This window comes from Effusibacillus consociatus, assembly GCF_042652925.1.
GTDB classification, from domain to species: Bacteria; Bacillota; Bacilli; order Tumebacillales; family Effusibacillaceae; genus Effusibacillus; species Effusibacillus consociatus.
Genome location: NZ_JBHSHC010000028.1, coordinates 40990 through 63726 on the forward strand (window position 1 = coordinate 40990; position 22737 = coordinate 63726).

Genomic DNA, 22737 nt, shown 5'->3' on the forward strand with positions numbered 1-22737 from the left:
TAACTTCTCAGCCCGATTCTATCAAATTCAACCTCTCCGACAGCGTCTTAGTTGTCTCCGACAACGTCTCAGTTGTCTGCGACAACGTCTTAGTCGTCTACGGCAACGTCGTAGTTGCTCAACATGTGGTCCAGGCATCAATGAATACCTCCTTTGTTCTTTATGTTATTACTATATGCTCTCTATTTAAAACCTCTTGGACGGGTGCTCGTAGCCTTATGTTTGTTTTCGTATTGGTAGTATGCGAGGATCGGAACAACGGTGTTGGCCACGAGACAGGGCAGGTGCAAAGAGCATTTACGCAGATCAATCATTATGAGATGATAGGTGTAAACTGGTCAGCAAGTGAGGGATGGCGTTGGTTGATTTTAAAAAAGTGGATGAACTAAAACAAAAGCTGGACAGCAAACGTCCATTGCCGGAAGCTGCAGTCCGGAATTTGCGGGAAGTGTTCCGGGTGGATTGGACATACAATTCCAACGCGATTGAAGGAAATACGCTTACTTTGCTTGAAACCAAATTGGTGTTGGAGGAAGGTCTCACTATCGGCGGTAAATCGCTGCGTGAACACTTTGAAGTCCTCAACCACGGGGAAGCGATCACGTATATAGAGGAACTTGTAAGCACCCAAACTCCACTTTCGGAAAAAGTGATTAAGGATGTCCATCATCTGATCCTCAAAAATATCGATGATGAGAATGCGGGGATGTATCGGAAGATCAATGTGGCAATCTCGGGCAGCCAACATCAGCCCCCCCATTTTTTGAAGGTTCCGGATGAGATGGGAGGCCTCATGAGGTGGTACCAGTCCGAAGTCAAAAAACTGCATCCGGTTGAACTTGCAGCGCTGCTTCATTTTAAGTTTGTCTACATCCACCCTTTCGTGGATGGGAACGGACGAACCGCAAGATTGCTAATGAACATGATTCTTATGAGCTATGGCTATCCTCCGGCAATTCTTAAGGCTGATACAGAAAAACGCATAGCCTATTATGATTCGTTGGAAAAAGCCAGTGTACAAGGAGAAGTCGAACCGTTTATCCAAATGGTTGTTGATAGTACAGAGGAAAGTCTTTTGCGATACATAAACGCGATAGAATAAAGAACTCCAGAATCAAAGGAGAATCCAACATGCAATACGACAAAATTCCACCTGAGCTGCTGCGTGATTTTCGCCGGGACATGGTTCGCCTGTCTTGGACGACCTTGACCACCTGGCCGCAACGGGACCTGGATCAGGTGATTACCTTGATTTCGAATGATTTCGAGCACCTGATGGAGAAAGAGGAGCACCTCGCACTCCGGGAGGCGTACCTGACAACCGAGGACAATGAAGTGCGGAAGAAATTTCTTTTCGAACATTATCAGACACTCTTAAAAAATCGCGGTTTGGATCAATGACCCTTGCGTAATTTTTGGAAAACAAAATTTATTGACAATTCCATGCAAGTTCGTGTATAAATATAAAAATAAGTGAATCGGTTATTGTGATGATGGAGTGAGTAAGTCTGTCGAGACGTCCAGAGAACGGGATTCAGCGGCTGTGAGATCCCGTCGTGCAGCAGACCGAACCCGCCTCCTGAACTTCCCGTGAAAAGCGGGACGGCTCCCGGCCGTTATTCGGATTGAGTGGACAGAATACCTGTGTGTTTTTGCTATGTTCTTGCTAAAAGGATTCTGTCAATGAAGGTGGTACCGCGAAAGAATGCCTTTCGTCCTTCTGGGACGAGGGGCTTTTTGTTTTTGGAAAGAGGGTGAGTGGAATGAGTGCAAAGCGCATCGTTGTGAAAATTGGTTCCAGCAGTCTGACGAATGAACAGGGTCGCCTGTCAGTCGAGAAGATGAGCGGTTTGGTCAATCAAGTCGCGAATTTGCAAACTCGACAGGAATACGAGGTGATTCTCGTGTCGTCCGGGGCAGTGGCAGCGGGACTTGGGAAGTTGGGATGGCCGCGCCCCAATATAACCATGCCGGAAAAACAGGCGGCAGCGGCAGTAGGGCAAGGTTTGCTGATTGAGCTGTATCAGAAGTTGTTTGCCGAACATGGGATCGTGATTGCCCAGCTTCTTCTCACCCGTTCGGATATTGAAGATCGGAAGCGGTTCATTCACATTCGCAATACGGCGGAGACACTGATGCGTCACGGAATTCTGCCCATCGTCAACGAGAATGATACGGTTACTGTCGAACAAATTCGATTCGGTGACAATGATACGCTCGGCAGCCTGGTGGCTCTTGTTACAGAAGCGGATCTGCTTGTTCTCTTAACGGATATTGACGGACTTTACACAGCCAATCCAAAAACCGATCCTGACGCGACACGAATCCAGGACGTGTGGGAGATCACACCGGAACTGGAAGAAGCTGCGGGAGGAAACGGAACCGCTTTGGGAACCGGCGGCATGAAAACCAAGTTGACGGCAGCAAGAATGGCTGTCGATTCGGGCATTGACGTGGTAGTGGCCTCGAGTTCCGAACCGAATGTTCTCAGTCGAATCATGGAGGGGGAGTCCCTCGGAACCCGATTCTACTCGAAACAGCGGCTTTCCAGCAAAAAATCCTGGATCGCGTACGGCACACGGACAGAAGGCCGTCTGGTGATCGACAACGGCGCGGTACGCGCTTTGATCGAACGGGCAAGCAGTTTGCTTCTGCCCGGGATTGTGGAAGTGGAAGGCGATTTTCACGAAGGTTCGATTGTGCAAGTGGTGTCGCAAGACGGTCGGTTGATCGGAAAAGGGGCTGTCAGCTTCTCTGACCGCGATCTGCGGCTCCTGATCGAGCGGCGCCAGTTAGGAGAGAAATTGCACAACTATCATGAAGTCATCCATCGGGATGCAATGGTCATTCAATCCAGGGAGGGGATTTTCACATGAGTCAAATCGAGCTGAAGGAAACGGTATTGGCTAAGGCGCAAGCGGCAAAGAAAGCTGCACGGGTACTTGGGGTAATGCCTGCGGATGACAAAAACAAAGCACTCCTCGCAATGGCTGAATCCCTCTGGAAGAACCGGGAGTCGATTTTTGCCGCTAATGCTGAGGATGTACGGGAAGCCCGGGAGAACGGAATCCCGGAAACCCGGATTGACCGCTTGGTACTGACCGAGAAGAGGCTGCAGGACATGATGGAAGGATTGCGTCAAATCGTGGAATTGGCCGATCCTGTAGGCGAAACACTCGAGACGATCGAGCGTCCGAATGGTCTCTTGATTGAAAAGGTGAGGGTTCCGTTTGGCGTCATTGCGATGATTTACGAATCCCGTCCGAATGTTACGGTTGACGCTGCGGGATTGGCACTTAAGACAGGCAACGCGGTAGTGTTGAGAGGCGGCAAAGAAGCGCTTCGTTCCAACATTGCTCTGGTCGATGCAATGCGGGAAGGTCTTGCCGGCAGCCGAATTCCGCTTGAGGCAGTTCAACTGATTGATCGGACCGAACGGGAATCGGTCGACATCCTGATTCGGGCGAAAGATGTAGTGGATCTTGTAATTCCGCGAGGCGGGGCAGGACTGATCCAAAGAGTTATCGAAAATGCGCTCGTACCGGTTATCGAAACCGGAGTCGGCAATTGCCATGTTTATGTGGATGAAGCGGCTGATTTTGACAAGGCGACCCGGATCGTACTGAACGCAAAAACACAACGCCCTTCTGTTTGTAACGCGATGGAGACACTGCTTGTGCACGAACAGGCCGGCAAGTGGCTCCCCGGGATTGTGTATGCCCTGCAGGAACGGGGTGTGGAGGTCCGCGGCTGCAGAAAGACACAGGAGATTCTGGGGGAAACTCAGTGTCTGGATATCTCGTTTGCAACGGAAGAAGATTATGCAACGGAGTACCTCGATCTGATTCTCGCGATTAAAGTGGTGTCCAAGGTGGAAGAGGCAATTGAACATATCGAGCGATACGGTACGCGTCATTCGGAAGCAATTGTGACGGAGAATCAGGCAGCGGCTGAGAAATTCCTGGCCGAAGTGGATGCGGCTGCCGTGTACCACAATGCATCCACCCGTTTTACAGACGGCTTTGAGTTCGGATTTGGAGCGGAGATCGGGATCTCTACCCAAAAGCTTCATGCAAGGGGGCCAATGGGGCTGCGGGAGTTGACAAGTTACAAATATATCATCAGGGGAACCGGGCAAACCCGGTGATAGGGGGAGAATGAGATGAGAGAAACCGTTCTGCAAGGCAAAAAAATTCTGATGTTGGGCGCCGGGGCGATTGCAGAAGCGATGATTCGCGGGTTGACGGAGGGGGATGCATTGCCGGCTGAACACATAGTTGTCACCAATAGAAGCAACCTCGATCGTTTGCAGGATTTGCAAGTACGGTATGAGGTGTCGATTGTGAAATCTGTGACAGACGAGTCGGGGGCAGAGGCACTTGCTTCAGCGGACGTGATCATCCTCGCTTGCAAACCTCATGATGTAGCACAAGCACTGGAACAGATCCGCGAAAAAATCAGCAATCCGATTGTACTGTCCGTTGCGGCAGGGATTCCTGCAGAGATGATCGAATCTATTCTGGGGAACAATGTACAAGTGGTACGGGCAATGCCAAATACCGCTTGTGCGGTGCTGGAATCGGCTACCGCGGTTTCTTACGGCCAATACTGCACGGAGGACACAAAGCAGGTGGCGGAAGCGATTTTATCTGTTTTGGGAACCGTATCGGTAGTAGAGGAAAAACTGCTGGATGCGGTGACAGGACTTTCGGGGAGCGGGCCGGCCTATTTTTATTATATGGTGGAAGCGATGCAGCAGGCGGCTGAATCCTTGGGCCTCCCCGCTGACACGGCAAGAACTTTAATTTTGCAAACTTTATTCGGGGCTGGCAAGATGCTGCAGGAAACAGGCCTCGATCCCCAGGAACTGCGCCGTCAGGTAACATCCCCTAACGGCACCACAATGGCGGGGATTCGGGTCTTTCAAGAAGCCAATTTTAAAGAATTGGTGGAACGGGTCATCACCCGTGCCGCCGAGCGGAGCAGAGAGATGGGAGAAGAGCAGGCTTCCATGACCCGGTGATTGGTGGAGGTTGACCATGACAGTTCGTTTTAACATGGATGATGTTGCAGAGATGTTGAAAGTTCCGATCGAGCGTGTCCGGATGGCGCTTGAGGAACTGAGAGAACAGGGGGATTTGACGGCTGAGACCTTTCTGTATGCAGAAAAGGCCTGGCGGATTGCCCCGATTGATGTCAAACGGATTCAGAATTTGCTGCGGGAAAAAGGGCTTGATACGGTGGATCCGCAAGCGGAGGCACCCAAGCGGCGCATCGTGAAAAAGGTAGTCAAAAAGCCTGCAGGGCAGGAAGGCGATTCATAAAACAAACAAAGCCAGGTGAATTGACAAAACACAAATTCGGTGTACAGTCAAAAATAGTTGGTGTATAGGAGGGAAACGAGATGAGATTAGATGGGAAACGAGTCATTGGCCTGGTTGATGAGGAGTTCGAAGATCTGGAGTTGTGGTACCCAATTTACCGGGCTCGCGAAGAAGGGGCAGTTGTTGATCTGGTCGGCCCTGAAAAGGGAAAGGTATACTATGGGAAATATGGTGTTCCTGCCGTGGCGGAGTTTTCATTTGATGAAGTGAACAGCGCGGATTACGACGGTATTTTGGTTCCCGGGGGATGGGCACCGGATAAACTTCGCCGTTATGACAAAGTGCTTCAAGCAGTCCGTGAAATGGATGCTGCAGGCAACCCAATCGGCCAGATTTGCCATGCCGGTTGGGTTCTCATTTCGGCCAGAATTTTAAAAGACAGAAAGGTTACGTCCACTCCGGGGATTCGGGACGATATGGAAAATGCGGGAGCGATTTGGTTCGACGAGCCTGTTGTTGTGGACGGACACATTGTTTCCGCCCGCCGTCCGCCGGATTTGCCCGAGTATGCAAAAGCATTCTGTGACGTTTTGGCTGCAAGGTAAAGCAAACTTTCACCGGTATGCCCTATCGGCGGCATACCGGTTTTTTCACGTCTCTTGCTTCATTTATTCGTTGGAGTTTTTTACGAATTTCGATCATTCCCTGAAAGGGACTTCCAACCGTTTGGAAACCATTCTTTATCCAAAAGGAAAGCGCTCTTTTGTTAGCAGTCTGAACATGACCTTCAATTACCCTCACGCCTTTCGCTAACGCCTCTTTTTCCACTTGACGAACCACTTGGTTGCCTAATCCTCTGTGTTGAGCAGTAGGTATAAGAATCAAGGCACTCCAGTACATCTTCCGGGATGGATAGACAGTGTAACCGTAATAGCCGATCGGTTTTCCGTTTTGTTCGATGATTCTGGTTGTTTCATTTGCGTTTAGTTGCTCACGGATAACATCTTCTGTTAACGAGCAGCCGGTTGATTCTTCAAAAATTTTTTTCATGGTCAACAACGCAGCATCGATGATGAATCGATCGTCTGTTGATTGGTAACTGCGATATGACAGCGGGCGAACCTTACCCACCAAAATCCCCCCTTTCTCTATGCTATGGGTCATCCAGTACCTGTGGGATGCACCAGATGCCCATGTCTTGAATAGGCTAAAGGTGAATTTTTGTGTAAACAGGGGGAGTGCAAGTGCGGATTCATGTTGTCAAACGCGGAGATACGATCTGGAGTCTGGCCCGTCAGTATAGAACTGCCGTTGAAGACATCATCCGTCTGAGTGAGCCGCCCAATCCCGCATCTCTTGTGGTGGGGCAAACGCTGCTGATTCCAACGGCAGAACGAATTCATATTGTAAAAGCAGGTGATACATTTTACAAGCTCGGACAGCAGTATGGGGTCTCCCCTCAGCGGATTGCGCAGGCGAATCCGGGAGTGAATCCCAATGCTCTGAGAGTTGGACAACGAATTATCATTCCGGAGGTGACGGCGCCCAAACGAACAATCGAAGTCAATGCGTACATTGAGCCGAAAGGATTGCAAGCCGACAGGGAAATTCTTGCAGATGTCGCTCCGTACCTTACGTACGTGAGTGTTTTCAGCTATCGGGCCACTCGCGAGGGAGGTCTGACAGCTCCCAATGACTCGGTTGTACTGCAGGCGGCACGTGATTTTCGAATCGCGCCCTTGCTGGTAATGACCAATTTTGACGGAACGAACTTTAATACCGAAATCGCTCGTACGGTGATCAGAAACCCGGATGTGAAGAACCGGCTTTTCGATAATCTGGTGCAGACAATCCGGCAAAAAGGGTTTGTCGGCGTGAACATCGATTTCGAGCGGGTAGGCCCGGAGGACCGGGAGGCGTACAATCAATTTCTTCGGGATTTGGAAGCCCGGCTTGATACGGTCGGTGCCTCGTTGTCCACTGCGTTGGCCCCAAAAGAAGCGGATTGGACCACAGGTGCCTGGCACGGTGCACACGATTATCGGGCACATGGGGCAATTGTCGACTTTACTGTCATCATGACCTATGAATGGGGATGGTCGGGAGGGCCTCCGTATGCTGTGGCACCGATTAACAAGATGAGGGATGTTTTACGGTATGCGGTGAGCGTGATTCCTTCCAACAAGATCCTGATGGGTTTTCCCTTGTACGGCTATGACTGGACACTTCCGTTTGTTAAGGGGACATGGGCACGCGGGATCAGTCCGCAGGGCGCCATTATCCAGGCTGATCGCGAAAACGTGGACATCCAATACAACGAAACGTTGGAGGCTCCTTTTTACCGGTATTACGACAATCAACGCAGACAGCATGAGGTTTGGTTTGAAGATGCCCGTAGTGTCGTGGCAAAATTGGACCTGATCAATGAATTTAATCTGCGCGGTATCAGTTATTGGGTGCTCGGCAATGACTTCCCCCAAAACTGGGTGCTCCTGGCTGACACCTTTACCATCCGAAAACTTCGGTAACGCTAGAGGAGGAGGCTTAATGCAACGGGATATGCAAAGATACCATCAAATTGAATTGAAGCCCTTGCCGGAGCGAATAGTAAAACTGGTTGGAATTTCAGCGAACACGATCAAGGAACACTACAAACTGTACGAAGGATATGTAAAGAAAGTGAACGAAGTTCGGGCAAAGCTCGCGAAGGTCGATCTGGCAGCCGCCAACTCCACATACAGTGAGTATCGGGCATTGAAGCGCGGTGAGACATTTGCCTTAAACGCAGTGAAGCTGCATGAATTATATTTTGAACAATTAGGCGGAAAAGGCGGTAGACCTACCGGGCGGACTTTGGAATTGATTGAGCGGGATTTCGGCTCCTATGAAGAGTGGGTGGCGAGGTTTAAAGCGGCAGGGAAGGCGGCAAGAGGCTGGGCGATCCTTGCGTATGACCAGGATTACGGACATTTGTTCAATTTTATTACCGATTCGCAGCATGACGGAAATGTGCTCCAGGCATCGGTGATTCTCCCGATGGATATGTATGAGCACTCCTATTTTATCGATTACGGGACCGATAAGGCACGCTACATTGACGCGTTTTTGGCCAATATAGATTGGTCGGTCGTAAGCCGGAGAATTCATCACGCCCACCCGACAAGACCGATTCTTAAATTTCTTTCTCGCTAGCGTCCAAAAAATTCTTCTTTTGTTAGCAAATTAGGATTGAGTTTATGCGGTTTTTGGGTATAATAAAAAACACAAAGAGCGAATCCATTTCCTGCGATGCTCGTCAGAACGGTAACTTGTTTTGAACCGATAAGTGTTTTCGGGGAGACAGAACTCGTTGCGGATGTCATGCCCACCTCCTTCGGGACGATGGGACGGCAGCAAGCTTCGATGAGTCGCCCACCTGCGAGTGCGGGTTCTGAAAACAATCCGTCTCGACGGCATAAGCGGGGTACATAGTAGCAGCAAGCGATCCACTTGAAGTGGGTCGCTTTTTTACATCGGATGATGGTCATACTTTTTTCATATCTTTCTAACAAAATATTCTCATTTTTCTCATAGAATGATTACTTTTGTCTTTTACATTTTTAGATAGCGACCGGATTGATGTGGGAGAGGATTTGAATTGGCAACACTACAGCATCACTCGTCAAGGGCGCATGAATTCCAAGCAGGCAACCCGAGCCCTTCAGCATCTTGTAGAATTAAACATACTGCCGCACAAAGTGTTTCGAGAAATCGTGGGGGATTTTGGTGACGATAGATTGTCTTGGGCGGCGAAAGGCATATTGGTGTACCTGAAAAACAATCCGGATGCCGGTTTGGAGGATCTCAAAGAGCTTGCAGGGCAATCCAAAGACGATGAACTCAGTATTCAATCAGCACTTGAAGAACTGAAACGTTACAGCTATTTGGAGGAAATGGCGCTAGAGAGCAAGGATTAGAAAGGGAACCTGCGGTAATGCGGGTTCCTTTTTTGTTGGCACACTTGCAAAATCGCTTGTTTCTGCGAAAACTATAGTAAACGCGCTTTTATATAATGATAGATTTTATCCTTTTGGAAAACGTTTAAAGGAGGTTCATGATGATGCTGCATAAACAGGTATTGCTTGCGGATGATGATCCGAATGTGCGAGAGATTATTCGGCTTTATTTTAGAAAACAGCAGATTGAACTCCTTGAAGCGGACAATGGCGAAACGGCTCTCGAATTGGCAAAAAACCAGAATCCTCATGTGGTGATCCTGGATGTCATGATGCCGGGGATGGACGGCTTTGCGGTGTGCCGGGAAATTCGCAAAAATTCGGATGTGCCCATTATCATGCTGACAGCAAAGGATGAGGAATTTGACCGAGTGCTGGGACTGGAACTGGGCGCGGATGACTATATGACAAAACCGTTTAGTCCCAGGGAACTTGTAGCGAGAATGAAGGCAATTTTCCGACGGATGCAGCCGAGAGAAATCAAGGAAGAGGAAGCGGCCAAAGTTCTGGAATTTGATAAGTTAACCATTGACACGGAAAGACGCGAAGTCCTTGTTAATGATGAAAAAGTGGCTTTCCGCCCGAAAGAATTTGATTTGCTGGTACACATGGCCAAATCGCCGGGCAATGTATTTACCCGGGAACAGCTTCTTGAACAAATATGGGGATATGACTTTTTCGGGGATATTCGGACTGTCGACGTGCATATCAAAAAAATCCGGGAACGGTTAAACGGTCTCCAGATGAACTTCATTCATACCGTCTGGGGCGTAGGATACAAATTTGAGGTTGAAGCCTGATGGCTTGGATTAACAAAAGCCTGTTTCGCCGCCTTTTATTCAGTTATCTGATTACGGTTCTCTTGGGGCTGGGGGCGGCGGGACTCACCATGTCGCTGCTCATTAAGCAGTCCATTTACGAAACCACTCAGGAAGAATTGCTGCGCAAGGCCAAAAATGTCAATCTGGCAATTCAAAACTCCCCGCAGCTTAACGAGAAATCGGTCGAAACGCTGGCATTTTTCGACCAGTCTTTTGATACCCGCATCTGGGTGTTTAACCGGGAAGGAAAAATTCTGGCCACCTCGATGATGGATGAAGTGTTTATCGGAAAATCGGTCTCCTCTTCCATCATCAGCAAGGTGCTGCAAGGACAAAGTGCGGTCACGGAGCTCGAATTTGCGGGGATGACCAAGCCGATGCTGTCTGTTGTGGTTCCCTGGGGAAAAAAAGACCAGATTTATGGCGGTATTGTCCTGCATGCTCCCGTCGAAGGAATCGATAAGACATTTGGTTTTATCCGGGAGACAATCCTCTGGGCCACTCTATTCGGAATCCTATTGTCGACCGCTATGGTCTCTTACCTGTCGTGGTCGATTACACGCCCCTTGAAAAAAATTGATCAAACAGCCGTAGAGATTGGAATGGGAAACTACAGCAAGCGAGTTCACATTCAAGACCCCGATGAGATAGGGGATTTGGCTCAAACCATTAATACGCTGGCCGAAAAACTCGAACGGGTGGAAAGGGATCGCATCCGGTTGGAACAGGTCCGCAGTGATTTTCTCGCCAACATTTCACATGAGCTCCGCACCCCGCTTACGGCGATACAAGGATTTTTGGAAGCGCTGCAAGACGGGTTGGTGGAAGATGAGGAAGCGAGAGAAAAGTATCTTTACGTGATGTACCAAGAGACCCTGCATTTGAATCGTCTGGTGGACGATCTGATGGATCTCGTCAAACTGGAGAACAAGGAAGTCACTCTGTTTAAAGCGCCGGTTGATATTGCGGAAGTGATGAAGAAGGTAGCCTTTTCGTTTCGCCAGGAGGCTGAGAGAAAGAATGTTCAAGTGAAAGTGTCCGCCGGTGAAAACCTGTCTAAACTTTATGCGGACAAGCACCGGGTGATGCAAATTCTCAAGAATCTGGTGAATAATTCGATCAAATTCACCGAAAACGGTACGATTGAATTGACTGCCGCCCGGGAACGAAACGAACTGAAAATCGTGGTGGCGGATACAGGAACCGGAATTGCCGAAGACGATTTGGAGCGGATTTGGGAAAGGTTTTTCAAAGGAGATCGTGTACGGTCGAAATCCAATAAGGGAACCGGACTGGGGCTTGCCATCGTCAAAGAACTGGTGGAACTCCATAAAGGCAAAATATCGGTTCACAGCGAGTTGGGGAAAGGAACGACTTTTACTCTTTGGATGCCCACTGTTGACGAAATCGGTACCGATCAGCAGGATCATAAATTTTTAATAAAAGGATAAATGATCAATCCCTTTTTGCTAATGGAATGGTTATATTTTGCAGATAACATGAAGATGTGCAAGATAACGATCCTGAAGCGAAAGGGGAGGTATCTGTGAAGAAATTGATGGTGGTTACTCTTGCGGCCTTACTGGCGGGGGGAGGACTTACAGCTTGCTCTGGAGGAGGTACAGGCACGAAACCCGCCGATTCGACCGGTAAGGAGGAAAAAGGGGTTGACCTGAATCCTTCTTCACCGTTTTCAAAGGAAGAAAAACCTGGTGCCGGTCAAAGCAACCCGGTTGGCGGAAACAGCAGCAGCGGAGCCGAATCGCCGGCCAGCGGCGGCAAGGATAGCAGTAAGGACAGCAGTAAGGACAGCAGTAAGGACAGCAGTAAGGACAGCAGTTCCGGCACTGAATCGAAAAGTCCCGGCAGCAGCACCGGTCAATAATAAAGAGCCCCATTACGCAATCGTCGCGTAATGGGGCTTTAGCTGTCGGACGCTTCCTCACATTCCTGACAAACATTTTTTTGGCGGCGGTCCTCATCTCCATCATAGAACTTGCCGCATTCCAGACAGATGTAATCCTCCATCTTGGGGATCACCTTCCTTCCTGATACCACCCTCGGTTAGTATATGCGGCATGTATGTTCCGGTGCCTCCGGTCATTCCACCGAATTAATCGGGCTCTCTTCGGAAACGACCAGCACAAGAGAATCGCTTCGCTCGATCAATCCCATCGCAGCACGATGACGAGTCCCTAGCTTTTCCCATCTGTCATGGCATTCGAGAACGGAAGAACGTTAGCTGCTGAAACAAGTCCTGGCACCCATAACGTCTTTAGCAGACGATACACTTTAGAGGTTCCGGACTTTACCGTAATCCTGCTTCACACCAGAAATTATTTCCAGAGAACATTTGTTTGCATATATCCAAACGAAGAGATTATAATACCCATACCAGAACATATATTCGTGTTTGGGGGTGCGATATGCGTGTCACGGCTGTGATTCGCAAGATTCTCGAACTTGAAATATTTGAACAGCAAATTTCCCAACAGATGCGAGGGTTGAAACAGCAGCTCCGGCAAAAAGACATTTCCATACTTGAACGCCACAACCGGCCTCTGGATATCTGGATCCAATACCGATGGAACGGACGTGTGCATGAAGTTGTTTTTATGCGGTCGATGCTGGACGCTGAGATGCAGGGGTTACTGAGAAGATGGGTGGGGGAAGAGAGGTAATCAATGGATCTATGGTCTCATCGACATGCAAAGCTTTTATGCGTCATGTGAGGCAGCTTCCCGGCCTGAATTTGCATTGGATCGGCACGAATACGATGACTCCACCGACCCGGCGCTGGTGGTATCCGGTGATCCTCAGCTGAGATCGGGTATTATTTTAGCGGCAACGCCTACGGCCAAGAAAGCGGGAATCGAAAATGCCATGCGGCTTGGAGAAGCGTTACAGCGCTGCCCAAAGACTTTTATAAGCGTGAGGAGGTTACCGTTGTCATACTGGAATTGCTGGATGAGGTCTGTCGAAGAGCAAGGGCTGCAGGACAGAAAGGCAGGCGTGTGGGGCTCGGGTTGACTTACGAAGGACTTCAGGGCGGATTTTTTAAAACGAAAACAATCGACTTTTATTCGGATGAAGCGAATCAGTTATACCCCTTTTTGCTCCACCTGCTGGACCGCTGGTGGACCCGGGACGGTGTGAGAGCTGTCACCGTTTCACTTGATTTGCTGCGAAAGTCGAATGCACTTCAACTCTCGTTGGTAGACGATGTGATAAAACGCAACAGCCTATCCAAAGCGATGGATGACATTCGGGCAAAATACGGGGAAACGAGTATCATGCGGGCCATCAGCCTCAAACAAGCGGGGCAATTGGCAGACAGAAGCAAAAAGATCGGCGGCCACTATATGTAACGGACAGGGGGAAAACCATGCGAATTATCGACGGCAACATTTTCGAGGCGATGCGGCTCGTGCTGCCGGAACACAGGGAACTCATGGAACGTTCGAAGCAGGAATCAAAAAAACGGAAGCAACCTATGCTGTCCGAAGATGAAATGGTACGAACTGAACTATCTTCTACAGGAAGCATTGGAACATGGCCGCAAAATCAGGGTGACCTTGTTTGATCCATTTCAGAATGTGATATGGGAAGGGGGCCCCATCCTGAAGAACGGAAAACTGCAGCTTGAAAGCGATGACGGTGTTCATCAAGTATCTCCGAAGAAATTGGTTAAGATCGAGATCATGTAAAGCGATTCACTTTTCTGTACAGGTAGGGGCGATGTTCTGATAGACAGCGTTTAGATCAAATCCATCCCCCGCAGGAAATGGCGCACAATATCGAGTTGGTATTGAATCCGCAGAGCAAGCGGAAGGTTCATGGATGTTTCGACGGTTACCGCACGGGCACCTAACACGCGGGCGACGGCAGTTCGAAACGACCCGGGCAATACTCTGAGACGGATCGTAAAATGTCTCGATTTCCGGTCGATTGAGCAGTTCATGCGGTTGACAATGCGTTTCACCACGGGTAGGGAAGAACTTGTGGGATTCGTGATCAACGACTGGCCAAGGGCGGATTTTTTTAGTCGGGAAAACCCGTTGGCTTCGTGGAGATCGAGGCATAGTTCAGGCTCATAACGCTTTGCCAATCGAAATAAATCGTTCGCCAGGACATGATTCGCCGAATCCTCCGAATTCCGGGGAAAGGTCCGATTCAAATCGGGGTTTCCCCGTATGCGTTGTCGATATGCTTGTACATTGACAATCGGCACCACAAGTAAAGTCCCCTTTTTAATTCGAATGTCGCGCAGTTTTTGAGCCGCGTACATACCGGCAATTTCTGTTCCGTGGATACCTGCCGTGACCATGCAAACAGGCCCTTTCTCACTTCCTTGCAGCAAATAATAAGACGTTTCGAAAGGAGTGCCCGCTGCCAACCGATGTTTGGTTCTCTGCACTGTATGTCCACCTCCCAGGATGTAATACAGTACGCAAGAACTTGTCTCAACGAAACGGACAAATTCCCAATTTCCAAAAACTTGTTGAGTAACTCCTCCGCCTTTGGAAACTCTACTGTAGGGAGGTGATTACACGATGACGGTTGGAACGAAACTTCAACAAACGGTAGCTTCCATCGAATCCGCATGTGCGAGTTTGAAACAGTTCGCTCTTGACACAAACGATCAACAGGCGAAGCAGATGTACAATCAATTGGCACAGACTCTGGACAATTGCAAGAGCACATTGCAATCCCGTATGAACTACGTGCAGCAGCAAGAACCGCAATATAAGCAATCGTAAAGATAATGAAAACAGGAACCTGGATACTTCAGGTTCCTGTTTTTATGTATCAAAAAGTTCGAGAATAAAATTTTTCAAATCCACCAGCCGGGGCCGTTCGTTCAGAGGGTGACCCGTTCCAGCCACAATAAGGGGAAGCAGCGAATCATACTTGTGCAAAGAACCGTGGCAGCCGCCGTTCGCATGCCGGGGATAATACCGGCTTAAAAATTCATAGCGGGGACGGGCGGTGATCACAATCATGGGAATGTCTTGCGAATACAAAGCCCCGTATAACCTGGACAGAGCATCAGGGTAATCACCGTAATGTACAATCCCTTGATCGGAACGCAAATCCAACACAGACCCTTCCCCTGTGATGCTCCACGTTCTTCCGTAGATATCGGGATTCGGCCCGCCCGGTTCAAAATACACTTCTCTGCCCGATCCCCCTTCTTTGACCAAAACTCCCTTGTCTCTCTTCCAGGCAATTAGATCGATCCGGGATTCGGACAGAAGCTGCTGCACGATTTCCGATTCTTTTTCCTGTGCCAGAGGATAGATATAAGCACTTCGTTCGTTGTTGCACAACACCAGGTCATGATCCTTCACTTCTTCTCCCAGTTGAAGCACGCGAAATGGTGTCAAAAGCTTGTCCAGATCCACGCTGAATTCTTTCTTGCTTCCGACTCTCGTCTGGCCATGGTCACCGGTGACAATGAAGACACATTGATTCAGTGCCTCATCCCAGGAACCGAAAGCGTTTAAAATTTCCTGGACATATTGATCTACCTGAATCAATGCTCCCTCCGCGTGGGAGGGATTCTTCTTGTGTACCTGATGATCGTTGTCAGGAAGGTAGACCAGCATAAAATCCGGTTGATCCTTGGACGTGATCAGAGCTTTTGCCGCATGGACGGCATATTGATCGTTAATCCCGCAGCGATGGCGCAGTCCCAGGGTGTGTCGGGGAATTTGAGTTTCCAAACCGCTTTTCACCATAGCCCCCAAGGTCAACACATCGGGACCGGAAATGTCATCATGCAAACGAAATCCAGTTGCCAGATCAATCAAAAAAGGAAGCCTGACACGATGTTTCTTGCTTCCCCGATGAATAATCGTATTAATCGAAGCGGACGTTTTCCCCCTGTTCGCCAGTTCCTCAAATATAGTGGTAACTTGTTTGCTCAAATGCTTCTCATTCAGGTTGTATAGAACATTCCTGGCACATTTCTCAATCCCCAGCTTCCAGACACATCTCCACCCGTTCACGTAATCGATGATCGCTTTTTCTTCCGGATCATACCAAATCAGACCGGGTACCCGGTGAACGTCCGGATAGACCCCGGTCAACAGAGAGCTGTCAACAGAAGCGGTCATGGTAGGAAAAACCGTAACGCAATCCGGCCAATACCTTCCGCGACTCTTCAAAAACTGAAATGCCGGAACCGTTCTCTGCCGAATGCAATCTTCCAATATATTGGGCATCAATGAATCCACAAGCAGAAAAATTACTTTTTTCATACTCCTCTTACCCCTTACTTCATTTGAAAAGAGTATGTCTCCAAATCAAGGTTGTTATGACAGGCATCGCCACTACCCGTTCAGCAGCAATGTGGCTCTCAGCGGCAAATGGTCCGACGCGGACGGGATTTCATGGATAACGTCAACTGAATCAATCTTAAAATCCCGACTCACGAATATGTAATCCAACTGAAATTTTGGATCATGCGAAGGAAAGGTAGTGTAGGCACTGCTGCCTGTCGAGCAAACATCGGTAAGACGGGAAGCGATTTTTTTCCAGGCTTTCGCTCCCGGTTTCATATTCCAATCGCCTAAAACAATAACGGGTTCATGTTCAGCTGCGATCTTTTCGAGAATAAAACCGGTCTGTTTTTTATGGAGCAGCGGATTAAGGCTGAGATGGGTGACATAGGCTTTGACCGGTTGTTGGTCGATTTCTATCCGGATCTCCAATAAAGCCCGACCTTCGATAATTCCGCGAAAGAAATTAAACAGATGGTTTGATTCGGACTGGATCGGATAGCGCGATAAAAAGGCGTTCCCATACTGCCTTGTTATACCTGTGCCATCGGATTTTAAGGTGATTGCCGCTCCAAAAACGTGATGCATTTGAAGGTGTTCGGCCAGCCAGGAGACCTGATCCGTATAATCGCTTCTTTTTGAAAAATAACGGTCCACTTCATTCAGCCCGATCAGGTCTGCTTCACTTTCTTTCAAAACCTGGATAATTCGATTCAAGTCAAGTTGTCCATCTGTTCCTCTTCCATGATGAATGTTAAAGGTCATGACGTTCAGCTTCAACTCGCTCCCTCCGGCCGCCCAGTTTAACTGCGCTCTTTTAACCAGTTCACGATCTGTTCATAAACCAACTCTTTGGTGTTGTCCTGCAGAAGCCGATGCCTGACTCCCGGAAACACCATATATTTTTTGTCTTCTACCTGTAAAAAATCATAAAACTCTTGTACCGCATTCGGGTCGATCAACTGATCATCCGTACCGCAAAGGCATAATACGGCCATTTCAAAGTCTCGGGCTTTTCTTAACGCCTGATTCCCGTTGAAAAGCAGTTCCGTGAACCAACGAACAGAAAATTGGGTGGTTGCCAAGGGGTCCGCCTTTTCTGAGAGTTCGCCCCGAAAGAAGGAGCGGAATCGGGGAATCCTGGCCAGTCTGCTGCCCCACCTTTGCAACTCCACACAAACCCCCGGGATTAGCCAGGACAGCAGGCAGCATGCATAAAACAGGGACATCGGGATTCGAACACGAAGTTTTAAAGCGGGTGCTGACAAAATGGCTCCCCGAATGCCGTTCTGCCGCTCCTGTCCGTAACGTACGACAATCGTCCCTCCCAAACTGTGTCCCAGCAAAAAAACAGGATGGTCCGGGTGAAGCGTTCGCACATGATCGATGAAATGGTCAAGATCATCCAGGTATTCGCGAAAAGAATTCACATGACCCCGCTTCCCTTGTGACTGACCGAATCCTCGAAGATCCAGAGCGTAGAAAGCGATATTGTGCCCGGAGCAATAGGTGCCCAAATCCAAAAACTGCCCGGAATGCTGTCCTGCTCCATGAATCATTACCAAAATGAGATGCGGGTTTGATGGAAGACATGAACGATAAAAAAGCTCTGTTGTACGGTTGGGACGAAATCGATTCCCGACACCCCGAAGAATGCGCTCCTGTAGCATGATGATGTCAGGCTCCTTTTGCATGATGGGTTGGAAACTTACGCACTAAGTATGAGCAGTTCCAGGAACGCTTAGTACTGGAAAAGAAACGTAAATGGGAAAATAGAATTGCTTTAAGCAGGTTGCGGCATTAGGGGTGACGAAGTTTAACCTGTAAAGACACTTATATTTCTTTTTGGGAGGGATCCTGTTATGCCCCTTGAATTAACGAAAGCTATCATTTGTCGGATCAGTTCTGAGGAATACGCGCTGGATGTAAATCAGGTGCTGTCTATTGAACGGATTCAAAATATTCGTCCCATCCCCCATACAGAACCCTATATGGCAGGGATCATCAATCTCCGCGGGTCGATTGTTCCGGTAATGGACCTTCGAATCTGGCTTGGATTCAATCAGCCAAACGATGAGAATCAGGAACAGAAGCGAATCGTGGTGGCGGAATCCAACGGCAAACGACTGGGATTGGTTGTGGATGCGGCAACCGATGTATTGGATATTCAGAAAGAGGACGTGCAGGCGGTTGAGATGAATCAAGGGGCGGAGGAAGTAAACCGGGTGGCCAATCTGAACGGACGCTTGATCTTGATTCTTGATGTGCCCAAGCTGATCGCACAGCTTGATGTTTCTTGTTTTGAAACGACGGAGACAGCATGACAAAACCCCGGTCCCAAGACCGGGGTCTGTTAGCAGCGGCTGAATCAATCTTCGCTATTTTGCGACTGGCCAACAAAGATCAAAATATAGCGAATCAACTCCAGTAAGGAGAGAAGAGCAGCCGCGACATAGGTAAGGGCAGCAGCACCGAGAACCTTATTCACTCCGCGTTCTTCGTGATTTCGGATAAATCCTTCCGAAATCATCAGTGCTTTTGCACGGGAGCTTGCGTTAAATTCAACCGGCAGGGTAACCACTTGGAAAGCAACAGCAGCCGAGAAGAAGATAATCCCTATGCCAATCAGGTTTAAGGCCTGGAATAGAAAGCCCCCCATAAGCAGGAAAGGTGCTACCCCGGAAGCAAAGTTCACGACAGGGAACATGCGGTGGCGCAGAACCAGCATTGGGTAGTGCACCTTGTGCTGAATTGCGTGTCCCACTTCATGGCAAGCGACAGACAGCGATGCGATCGAAGTTCCGTAATATACAGGTTCCGACAAGCGGACTGCACGTGAAATCGGATCATAATGGTCAGTTAAGCGTCCGGGCACCGGTTCCACCGGAACGTCATAGAGTCCCTGACGATCGAGCAGAGTACGGGCCGCTTGGGCACCCGTCATCCCGGATGAAGCGGGCACCTGTTCCCATTTGTTGAAATTCCCTTTTACCTTAAACTGTGCCCAGAGTGAGAGTCCGAAAGCAATAGCGATCAGAATGTACAGCAGAATCATTGATTCATGTCCTCCCCTAAAATTGTAGTAAAAAAGACCTTCACGCAACCAATGCATGAAGGTCTTGCATAACCCATTTTACGGGTTCGACATACCGAGCAGAGATCCTGCCGTAGTGACGATATGTCGACCGGAGGTTCCGGTTGCTACTCCCCTTACAGTTACCATTATACTATATTTTTTCTAAAATATCACTTCTCCGTTTGCTTATAACCGTCAACCACAAGTTCCAGCTTTCCGGTGTGCGGATCAATAACCAACCCGTGTACAGGAATCCCGGCCTCCGCCAAAAATGGGTGGTTTTTTATAACGGAGACGGTATCTTTCACGCTGTCATATACATTGTCGAATTTGTGAAGCCATCTGTCAAGCTCGATTCCGGCGTGTTCCATCATACTGACGGTCTTGGGAGAAATTCCTCGTTTTATCAGCTTATCAACGAACACATCTCTTTCGACGCTTTGCATCCCGCAGTCATGATGGGCCACCACAACAACTTCGTCCGCTTCCAGCATATGAACCGCAATCAGTATCGAATGCATTGCCGATCCAAAAGGATGATGAACCTGTGCACCGGCCACCCGGATAATTTTTGCCTGTCCTTGTGAAATCCCCATAGCCCGCTCCAGCAGTTCCACAAGCCGGGTATCCATACAGGTCAGTATCACCATCCGTTTCTCCGGAAATTTATCGGTTTGATATTCCTTGTACTTTTGATTGGAAACAAACTCGTCGTTCGCTTGGAGAATCTGGTAAAGATTTGCTTGTTCTGGCATCCTGAATCCCTTCCACTTTTTCTGTCTACTTTATCTTATCCCAAATTCCATGTAAATCAAGATGTAACCTTTCCTGACGGAAAAGCTTTTTTTGCGGATACCTGAAAACCCACAAAACAGATGGCAGCCGTGGCACAAGCAACTGCTGCAAGACTGAAGAGAACACCGGCTCCCCAAAGATCATACACGATTCCGCCCAGCACCGGTCCAAGCATACGGCCGGCGGTTCCCGCACTGGCAGCTATTCCTTGATAGAATCCCATTCTCTCTTTCGGGGCTAGGAGAGTCATTGCGGCAGGAACACCGGGAAGGAGAATCATCTCACCGATTGTCATGATTGCCATGCCCAACAGAAATCCTGTATAGTTCGGATAAAGAGCAATCAGCACAAATGTTGCAACATATAAAAGCGCACCTATCAAAAGCTGTGAGGTCAGCTTTCGCAAAAAACGATTTAAAAATACGGCCAGCAGCGGCTGCCCGGCCACGATTAAAATTCCGTTTAAAGTCCACAGAAAACTGTACGAGGACAGCGGATATCCGGCTTGTAGGGTATAGACCGCAAGCGGACCCACCCACTGAGAATAAGCGGTCCAGGCAATCAGGATTCCCGCGGCTAAAAAGATAACCGGAATCGTAATAGAGGGCAAGGACTGAAAAGCGGCAGGTGGACTACGATCCACGGACGAAGGCGTGTTTTCCGTGACAGAGGCATCCCGCGGCCCGGTCCGTTTCATCCCGTAAAGGAAGAAACCTGTATACAACAAATAGGAGAAGCCATTCAGAAGAAACACTAACAAGAAAGAAATCTCCGCCAAGAATCCTCCGAGGGCTGTTCCTATGGCTACCCCCAAGTTATTTACCACATAGAACATATTGAAAGCTCTTCTGCCGCCGGAGGGCCACAATTCTCCAATCAGTGCATGAAATGAAGGCCACACCATGTTTTGCATGAAACCGAGCAGTACAATCAGGGCTACATAGAACGGAAAGTATTTTGTAAAACCGAGCGCTGTCACAGATCCGGCGGCTCCCAACAATCCTAAAAGAATCACCCTTTTTCCGCCGATACGGTCAAATAGGGCACCTCCAATCAGGTTTCCCAGCATTCCCGCACCATTCATAAACATTAATACAATCCCGGCAGTAGTGAGACTCTTGCCAAGTACGCCATGGATATAAAGCGAGTTCAGCGGCCAGAGAAATGCGTTGCCTATCGAATTGAGAAGTCCACCTGCGAATAGGATCCAGATCGCCGGAGGAACCGAGGAAGTCCAGTTCAAAACACGGGACCCCAGTTCTGTGGTCGAATTCAGCATATGAATCGTCCTTTCTCTTCTTATGGCAGGCGACGATGATATCAACGATTATATACTGATTTCCGAATTTTGGATATAGATGATCCAGCATTGAGAACGGTTGATTGATTGTTCATCTTATTTCGACTGGTCGGTTGACAGACTGAGAATGACATCGTACAATGTAATAAATGAATGGATATTCATTTTTGGTGGAGGTGATACCTTATCGCACAGAAGAAAAATCCAGAGAAATACGATGCGATCCTAACTGCCGCCATTACCGTAATAGGGCAAGCCGGTTATCATAACGCACCAATTTCACGTATTGCCAAGGAAGCAGGAGTGGCTGACGGTACCGTTTACTTGTACTTCAAAAACAAGGAAGACATATTGATATCGATTCTGCGTGAGACGATCGGTCAGATCACAACGCGAATTGAAGAGTATTTCGAGACGGAAACGGATCCGATCCGCAAGCTTCGGTATTTGGTGACAGTTTATTTTGAGGGCCTGGCTGCGAATAAAAATCTTGCACTTGTCACACAAATCCATCTCCGTCAAGCGGATGAAGCGATGCGGCGGCAGATTGGAGATATCATTCGACCTTATTACGGGTTGATTGAACATATTCTTCGTGAAGGGATTGAAAAAGGGATTTTCCGAGAGTCAATTGATACTCGAATTGCACGAAGAATGGTATTTGGCACGATGGATGAGACGATTACTGCCTGGGTTCTAACGGGAGCCAAGTACGATCTAGTGGGGTTGACCGATCAGGTTGTGGATCTGCTTGTTCACGGCGTAAAAAAGTAGGTTGGCCATAGATTTTCTAAATAGATTTCTGGAGGGGATACGACTTATGAATATTCTGGTTCTGATGAAGCAAACGTTCGACACCGAAGAAAAGATTGTTCTTGACGGCGGAAAAGTGAAGGAAGACGGGGTTCAATTCATTATTAACCCTTACGATGAGTATGCGATTGAAGAAGCGATTGTGCTGCGGGACAAGTTTGGCGGAGAAGTGACTGTCATCACGCTGGGACCTGCCCGCGCTGAAGAAGCTCTTCGGAAAGCGCTTGCAATGGGCGCGGATCATGGGGTTCACATTAACGACGAGTCCCTTTTTGGAGATGAGTACAAAGCGGCGAAGGTATTGGCTGACTATATCAAGACCCAACCGT

29 protein-coding genes, 1 other RNA gene, 1 pseudogene and 1 other annotated feature are annotated in these 22737 nt (G+C 48.7%); of the genes and pseudogenes, 22 read left to right on the forward strand and 9 right to left on the reverse strand.

Annotated features, from left to right (window positions below; all coding sequences use genetic code 11):
* Window positions 1-358: 358 nt before the first annotated feature.
* From ACFO8Q_RS04735 to ACFO8Q_RS04765, 7 genes are all read left to right on the forward strand, one after another.
* The gene (locus tag ACFO8Q_RS04735; RefSeq protein WP_380024584.1) at window positions 359-1102 is read left to right on the forward strand and encodes a Fic family protein; all 744 of its coding nucleotides are present in this window, start codon (window positions 359-361) and stop codon (window positions 1100-1102) included.
* A 29-nt stretch (window positions 1103-1131) separates the two neighbouring features.
* On the forward strand, window positions 1132-1401 hold the full coding sequence (locus tag ACFO8Q_RS04740; RefSeq protein ID WP_380024585.1) for a hypothetical protein: 270 nt from the start codon (window positions 1132-1134) through the stop codon (window positions 1399-1401).
* A gap of 80 nt (window positions 1402-1481) precedes the next feature.
* Window positions 1482-1723: a binding site (T-box leader), on the forward strand.
* Between the two features lie 40 nt (window positions 1724-1763).
* Window positions 1764-2876 (forward strand): glutamate 5-kinase, encoded by a 1113-nt coding sequence (gene proB / locus ACFO8Q_RS04745; protein ID WP_380024586.1) that lies wholly within the window; start codon window positions 1764-1766, stop codon window positions 2874-2876.
* Window positions 2873-4147: a glutamate-5-semialdehyde dehydrogenase gene (locus ACFO8Q_RS04750; RefSeq protein WP_380024587.1), complete on the forward strand. Its 1275-nt coding sequence runs from the start codon at window positions 2873-2875 to the stop codon at window positions 4145-4147. The genes proB and ACFO8Q_RS04750 overlap by 4 nt, the downstream gene beginning before the upstream one ends.
* Window positions 4148-4162: 15 nt before the next feature.
* Window positions 4163-5023: a pyrroline-5-carboxylate reductase gene (gene proC / locus ACFO8Q_RS04755; RefSeq protein WP_380024588.1), complete on the forward strand. Its 861-nt coding sequence runs from the start codon at window positions 4163-4165 to the stop codon at window positions 5021-5023.
* 16 nt (window positions 5024-5039) lie between these two features.
* Window positions 5040-5324, forward strand: a complete 285-nt coding sequence (locus tag ACFO8Q_RS04760; RefSeq protein ID WP_380024589.1) for a hypothetical protein — start codon at window positions 5040-5042, stop codon at window positions 5322-5324.
* A gap of 80 nt (window positions 5325-5404) precedes the next feature.
* Window positions 5405-5929, forward strand: a complete 525-nt coding sequence (locus tag ACFO8Q_RS04765; protein WP_380024590.1) for a type 1 glutamine amidotransferase domain-containing protein — start codon at window positions 5405-5407, stop codon at window positions 5927-5929.
* 22 nt (window positions 5930-5951) lie between these two features.
* Here ACFO8Q_RS04765 and ACFO8Q_RS04770 read toward each other — a convergent pair whose 3' ends face one another.
* The gene (locus ACFO8Q_RS04770; protein WP_380024591.1) at window positions 5952-6455 is read right to left on the reverse strand and encodes a GNAT family N-acetyltransferase; all 504 of its coding nucleotides are present in this window, start codon (window positions 6453-6455) and stop codon (window positions 5952-5954) included.
* A 113-nt stretch (window positions 6456-6568) separates the two neighbouring features.
* On the opposite strand from ACFO8Q_RS04770, the gene ACFO8Q_RS04775 reads away from it, so the two are divergent.
* From ACFO8Q_RS04775 to ACFO8Q_RS04805, 7 genes are all read left to right on the forward strand, one after another.
* Window positions 6569-7852, forward strand: coding sequence for a glycoside hydrolase family 18 protein (locus ACFO8Q_RS04775; protein ID WP_380024592.1), 1284 nt, complete (start codon window positions 6569-6571; stop codon window positions 7850-7852).
* Between the two features lie 19 nt (window positions 7853-7871).
* A complete protein-coding gene (locus ACFO8Q_RS04780; protein ID WP_380024593.1) occupies window positions 7872-8516 on the forward strand; it encodes a superoxide dismutase in 645 nt (214 codons plus the stop codon).
* An 85-nt stretch (window positions 8517-8601) separates the two neighbouring features.
* Window positions 8602-8793: non-coding RNA, 6S RNA (gene ssrS / locus ACFO8Q_RS04785), on the forward strand.
* A gap of 115 nt (window positions 8794-8908) precedes the next feature.
* Window positions 8909-9280, forward strand: coding sequence for a hypothetical protein (locus ACFO8Q_RS04790; RefSeq protein ID WP_380024594.1), 372 nt, complete (start codon window positions 8909-8911; stop codon window positions 9278-9280).
* A gap of 143 nt (window positions 9281-9423) precedes the next feature.
* Window positions 9424-10119, forward strand: coding sequence for a response regulator transcription factor (locus ACFO8Q_RS04795; protein WP_380024595.1), 696 nt, complete (start codon window positions 9424-9426; stop codon window positions 10117-10119).
* Complete coding sequence (locus tag ACFO8Q_RS04800; protein WP_380024596.1) at window positions 10119-11591, forward strand: sensor histidine kinase; 1473 nt, start codon at window positions 10119-10121, stop codon at window positions 11589-11591. Before ACFO8Q_RS04795 ends, ACFO8Q_RS04800 begins: the two co-directional genes overlap by 1 nt.
* A 95-nt stretch (window positions 11592-11686) precedes the next feature.
* Window positions 11687-12025, forward strand: coding sequence for a hypothetical protein (locus ACFO8Q_RS04805; RefSeq protein WP_380024597.1), 339 nt, complete (start codon window positions 11687-11689; stop codon window positions 12023-12025).
* A 215-nt stretch (window positions 12026-12240) separates the two neighbouring features.
* Here the strand turns inward: ACFO8Q_RS04805 and ACFO8Q_RS04810 are convergent.
* Window positions 12241-12395 (reverse strand): annotated as a pseudogene (locus ACFO8Q_RS04810) (diadenylate cyclase); the annotation flags it as partial.
* A 171-nt stretch (window positions 12396-12566) separates the two neighbouring features.
* Between ACFO8Q_RS04810 and ACFO8Q_RS04815 the strand changes: the two are divergent.
* The 4 genes from ACFO8Q_RS04815 to ACFO8Q_RS04830 all read left to right on the forward strand — a co-directional run bounded on the left by ACFO8Q_RS04815 (window position 12567) and on the right by ACFO8Q_RS04830 (window position 13847).
* A complete protein-coding gene (locus ACFO8Q_RS04815; protein ID WP_380024598.1) occupies window positions 12567-12821 on the forward strand; it encodes a YhjD family protein in 255 nt (84 codons plus the stop codon).
* 25 nt (window positions 12822-12846) lie between these two features.
* The gene (locus ACFO8Q_RS04820; RefSeq protein ID WP_380024599.1) at window positions 12847-13170 is read left to right on the forward strand and encodes a Y-family DNA polymerase; all 324 of its coding nucleotides are present in this window, start codon (window positions 12847-12849) and stop codon (window positions 13168-13170) included.
* Entirely contained in the window at window positions 13101-13508 is a 408-nt protein-coding gene (locus tag ACFO8Q_RS04825) for a DinB/UmuC family translesion DNA polymerase (protein WP_380024600.1), read from the forward strand. Before ACFO8Q_RS04820 ends, ACFO8Q_RS04825 begins: the two co-directional genes overlap by 70 nt.
* A gap of 138 nt (window positions 13509-13646) precedes the next feature.
* The gene (locus tag ACFO8Q_RS04830) at window positions 13647-13847 is read left to right on the forward strand and encodes a hypothetical protein (RefSeq protein WP_380024601.1); all 201 of its coding nucleotides are present in this window, start codon (window positions 13647-13649) and stop codon (window positions 13845-13847) included.
* 50 nt (window positions 13848-13897) lie between these two features.
* Here ACFO8Q_RS04830 and ACFO8Q_RS04835 read toward each other — a convergent pair whose 3' ends face one another.
* The gene (locus ACFO8Q_RS04835; protein WP_380024602.1) at window positions 13898-14557 is read right to left on the reverse strand and encodes a M14 family metallopeptidase; all 660 of its coding nucleotides are present in this window, start codon (window positions 14555-14557) and stop codon (window positions 13898-13900) included.
* A gap of 136 nt (window positions 14558-14693) precedes the next feature.
* Here ACFO8Q_RS04835 and ACFO8Q_RS04840 point away from each other — a divergent pair, with 136 nt between their 5' ends.
* A complete protein-coding gene (locus tag ACFO8Q_RS04840; protein WP_380024603.1) occupies window positions 14694-14900 on the forward strand; it encodes a DUF1657 domain-containing protein in 207 nt (68 codons plus the stop codon).
* A gap of 42 nt (window positions 14901-14942) precedes the next feature.
* On the opposite strand, the gene ACFO8Q_RS04845 is transcribed toward ACFO8Q_RS04840, so the two are convergent.
* From ACFO8Q_RS04845 to ACFO8Q_RS04855, 3 genes are all read right to left on the reverse strand, one after another.
* Window positions 14943-16403 (reverse strand): alkaline phosphatase family protein, encoded by a 1461-nt coding sequence (locus tag ACFO8Q_RS04845; RefSeq protein WP_380024604.1) that lies wholly within the window; start codon window positions 16401-16403, stop codon window positions 14943-14945.
* Window positions 16404-16475: 72 nt separating this feature from the next.
* Window positions 16476-17204 (reverse strand): endonuclease/exonuclease/phosphatase family protein, encoded by a 729-nt coding sequence (locus tag ACFO8Q_RS04850; protein ID WP_380024605.1) that lies wholly within the window; start codon window positions 17202-17204, stop codon window positions 16476-16478.
* Between the two features lie 23 nt (window positions 17205-17227).
* Entirely contained in the window at window positions 17228-18094 is an 867-nt protein-coding gene (locus tag ACFO8Q_RS04855; protein WP_380024606.1) for an alpha/beta hydrolase, read from the reverse strand.
* 192 nt (window positions 18095-18286) lie between these two features.
* Here ACFO8Q_RS04855 and ACFO8Q_RS04860 point away from each other — a divergent pair, with 192 nt between their 5' ends.
* Window positions 18287-18748: a chemotaxis protein CheW gene (locus ACFO8Q_RS04860; protein WP_380024607.1), complete on the forward strand. Its 462-nt coding sequence runs from the start codon at window positions 18287-18289 to the stop codon at window positions 18746-18748.
* 44 nt (window positions 18749-18792) lie between these two features.
* Here the strand turns inward: ACFO8Q_RS04860 and ACFO8Q_RS04865 are convergent, their stop codons facing one another.
* From ACFO8Q_RS04865 to ACFO8Q_RS04875, 3 genes are all read right to left on the reverse strand, one after another.
* On the reverse strand, window positions 18793-19479 hold the full coding sequence (locus ACFO8Q_RS04865; RefSeq protein WP_380024608.1) for a zinc metallopeptidase: 687 nt from the start codon (window positions 19477-19479) through the stop codon (window positions 18793-18795).
* Between the two features lie 191 nt (window positions 19480-19670).
* The gene (locus tag ACFO8Q_RS04870; protein ID WP_380024609.1) at window positions 19671-20255 is read right to left on the reverse strand and encodes a beta-class carbonic anhydrase; all 585 of its coding nucleotides are present in this window, start codon (window positions 20253-20255) and stop codon (window positions 19671-19673) included.
* Window positions 20256-20311: 56 nt separating this feature from the next.
* The gene (locus tag ACFO8Q_RS04875; RefSeq protein WP_380024610.1) at window positions 20312-21574 is read right to left on the reverse strand and encodes an MDR family MFS transporter; all 1263 of its coding nucleotides are present in this window, start codon (window positions 21572-21574) and stop codon (window positions 20312-20314) included.
* A 243-nt stretch (window positions 21575-21817) separates the two neighbouring features.
* Here ACFO8Q_RS04875 and ACFO8Q_RS04880 point away from each other — a divergent pair, with 243 nt between their 5' ends.
* The gene (locus ACFO8Q_RS04880; RefSeq protein ID WP_380024614.1) at window positions 21818-22369 is read left to right on the forward strand and encodes a TetR/AcrR family transcriptional regulator; all 552 of its coding nucleotides are present in this window, start codon (window positions 21818-21820) and stop codon (window positions 22367-22369) included.
* Between the two features lie 46 nt (window positions 22370-22415).
* Window positions 22416-22737: electron transfer flavoprotein subunit beta/FixA family protein (locus ACFO8Q_RS04885; RefSeq protein WP_380024611.1), on the forward strand; the 322-nt coding region annotated here is incomplete at its 3' end.

What these genes read in the sequence shown, in the direction of transcription:
- ACFO8Q_RS04740 (WP_380024585.1), top strand. Translation starts at nt 1,132, where the DNA reads ATGCAATACGACAAAATTCCACCTGAGCTGCTGCGTGATTTTCGCCGG.
- proB (WP_380024586.1), top strand. Translation starts at nt 1,764, where the DNA reads ATGAGTGCAAAGCGCATCGTTGTGAAAATTGGTTCCAGCAGTCTGACG.
- ACFO8Q_RS04750 (WP_380024587.1), top strand. Translation starts at nt 2,873, where the DNA reads ATGAGTCAAATCGAGCTGAAGGAAACGGTATTGGCTAAGGCGCAAGCG.
- proC (WP_380024588.1), top strand. Translation starts at nt 4,163, where the DNA reads ATGAGAGAAACCGTTCTGCAAGGCAAAAAAATTCTGATGTTGGGCGCC.
- ACFO8Q_RS04760 (WP_380024589.1), top strand. Translation starts at nt 5,040, where the DNA reads ATGACAGTTCGTTTTAACATGGATGATGTTGCAGAGATGTTGAAAGTT.
- ACFO8Q_RS04765 (WP_380024590.1), top strand. Translation starts at nt 5,405, where the DNA reads ATGAGATTAGATGGGAAACGAGTCATTGGCCTGGTTGATGAGGAGTTC.
- ACFO8Q_RS04780 (WP_380024593.1), top strand. Translation starts at nt 7,872, where the DNA reads ATGCAACGGGATATGCAAAGATACCATCAAATTGAATTGAAGCCCTTG.
- ACFO8Q_RS04795 (WP_380024595.1), top strand. Translation starts at nt 9,424, where the DNA reads ATGCTGCATAAACAGGTATTGCTTGCGGATGATGATCCGAATGTGCGA.
- ACFO8Q_RS04800 (WP_380024596.1), top strand. Translation starts at nt 10,119, where the DNA reads ATGGCTTGGATTAACAAAAGCCTGTTTCGCCGCCTTTTATTCAGTTAT.
- ACFO8Q_RS04815 (WP_380024598.1), top strand. Translation starts at nt 12,567, where the DNA reads ATGCGTGTCACGGCTGTGATTCGCAAGATTCTCGAACTTGAAATATTT.
- ACFO8Q_RS04820 (WP_380024599.1), top strand. Translation starts at nt 12,847, where the DNA reads ATGCAAAGCTTTTATGCGTCATGTGAGGCAGCTTCCCGGCCTGAATTT.
- ACFO8Q_RS04830 (WP_380024601.1), top strand. Translation starts at nt 13,647, where the DNA reads ATGAAATGGTACGAACTGAACTATCTTCTACAGGAAGCATTGGAACAT.
- ACFO8Q_RS04840 (WP_380024603.1), top strand. Translation starts at nt 14,694, where the DNA reads ATGACGGTTGGAACGAAACTTCAACAAACGGTAGCTTCCATCGAATCC.
- ACFO8Q_RS04845 (WP_380024604.1), bottom strand. Translation starts at nt 16,403, where the DNA reads ATGAAAAAAGTAATTTTTCTGCTTGTGGATTCATTGATGCCCAATATA.
- ACFO8Q_RS04855 (WP_380024606.1), bottom strand. Translation starts at nt 18,094, where the DNA reads ATGCTACAGGAGCGCATTCTTCGGGGTGTCGGGAATCGATTTCGTCCC.
- ACFO8Q_RS04860 (WP_380024607.1), top strand. Translation starts at nt 18,287, where the DNA reads ATGCCCCTTGAATTAACGAAAGCTATCATTTGTCGGATCAGTTCTGAG.
- ACFO8Q_RS04865 (WP_380024608.1), bottom strand. Translation starts at nt 19,479, where the DNA reads ATGATTCTGCTGTACATTCTGATCGCTATTGCTTTCGGACTCTCACTC.
- ACFO8Q_RS04870 (WP_380024609.1), bottom strand. Translation starts at nt 20,255, where the DNA reads ATGCCAGAACAAGCAAATCTTTACCAGATTCTCCAAGCGAACGACGAG.
- ACFO8Q_RS04875 (WP_380024610.1), bottom strand. Translation starts at nt 21,574, where the DNA reads ATGCTGAATTCGACCACAGAACTGGGGTCCCGTGTTTTGAACTGGACT.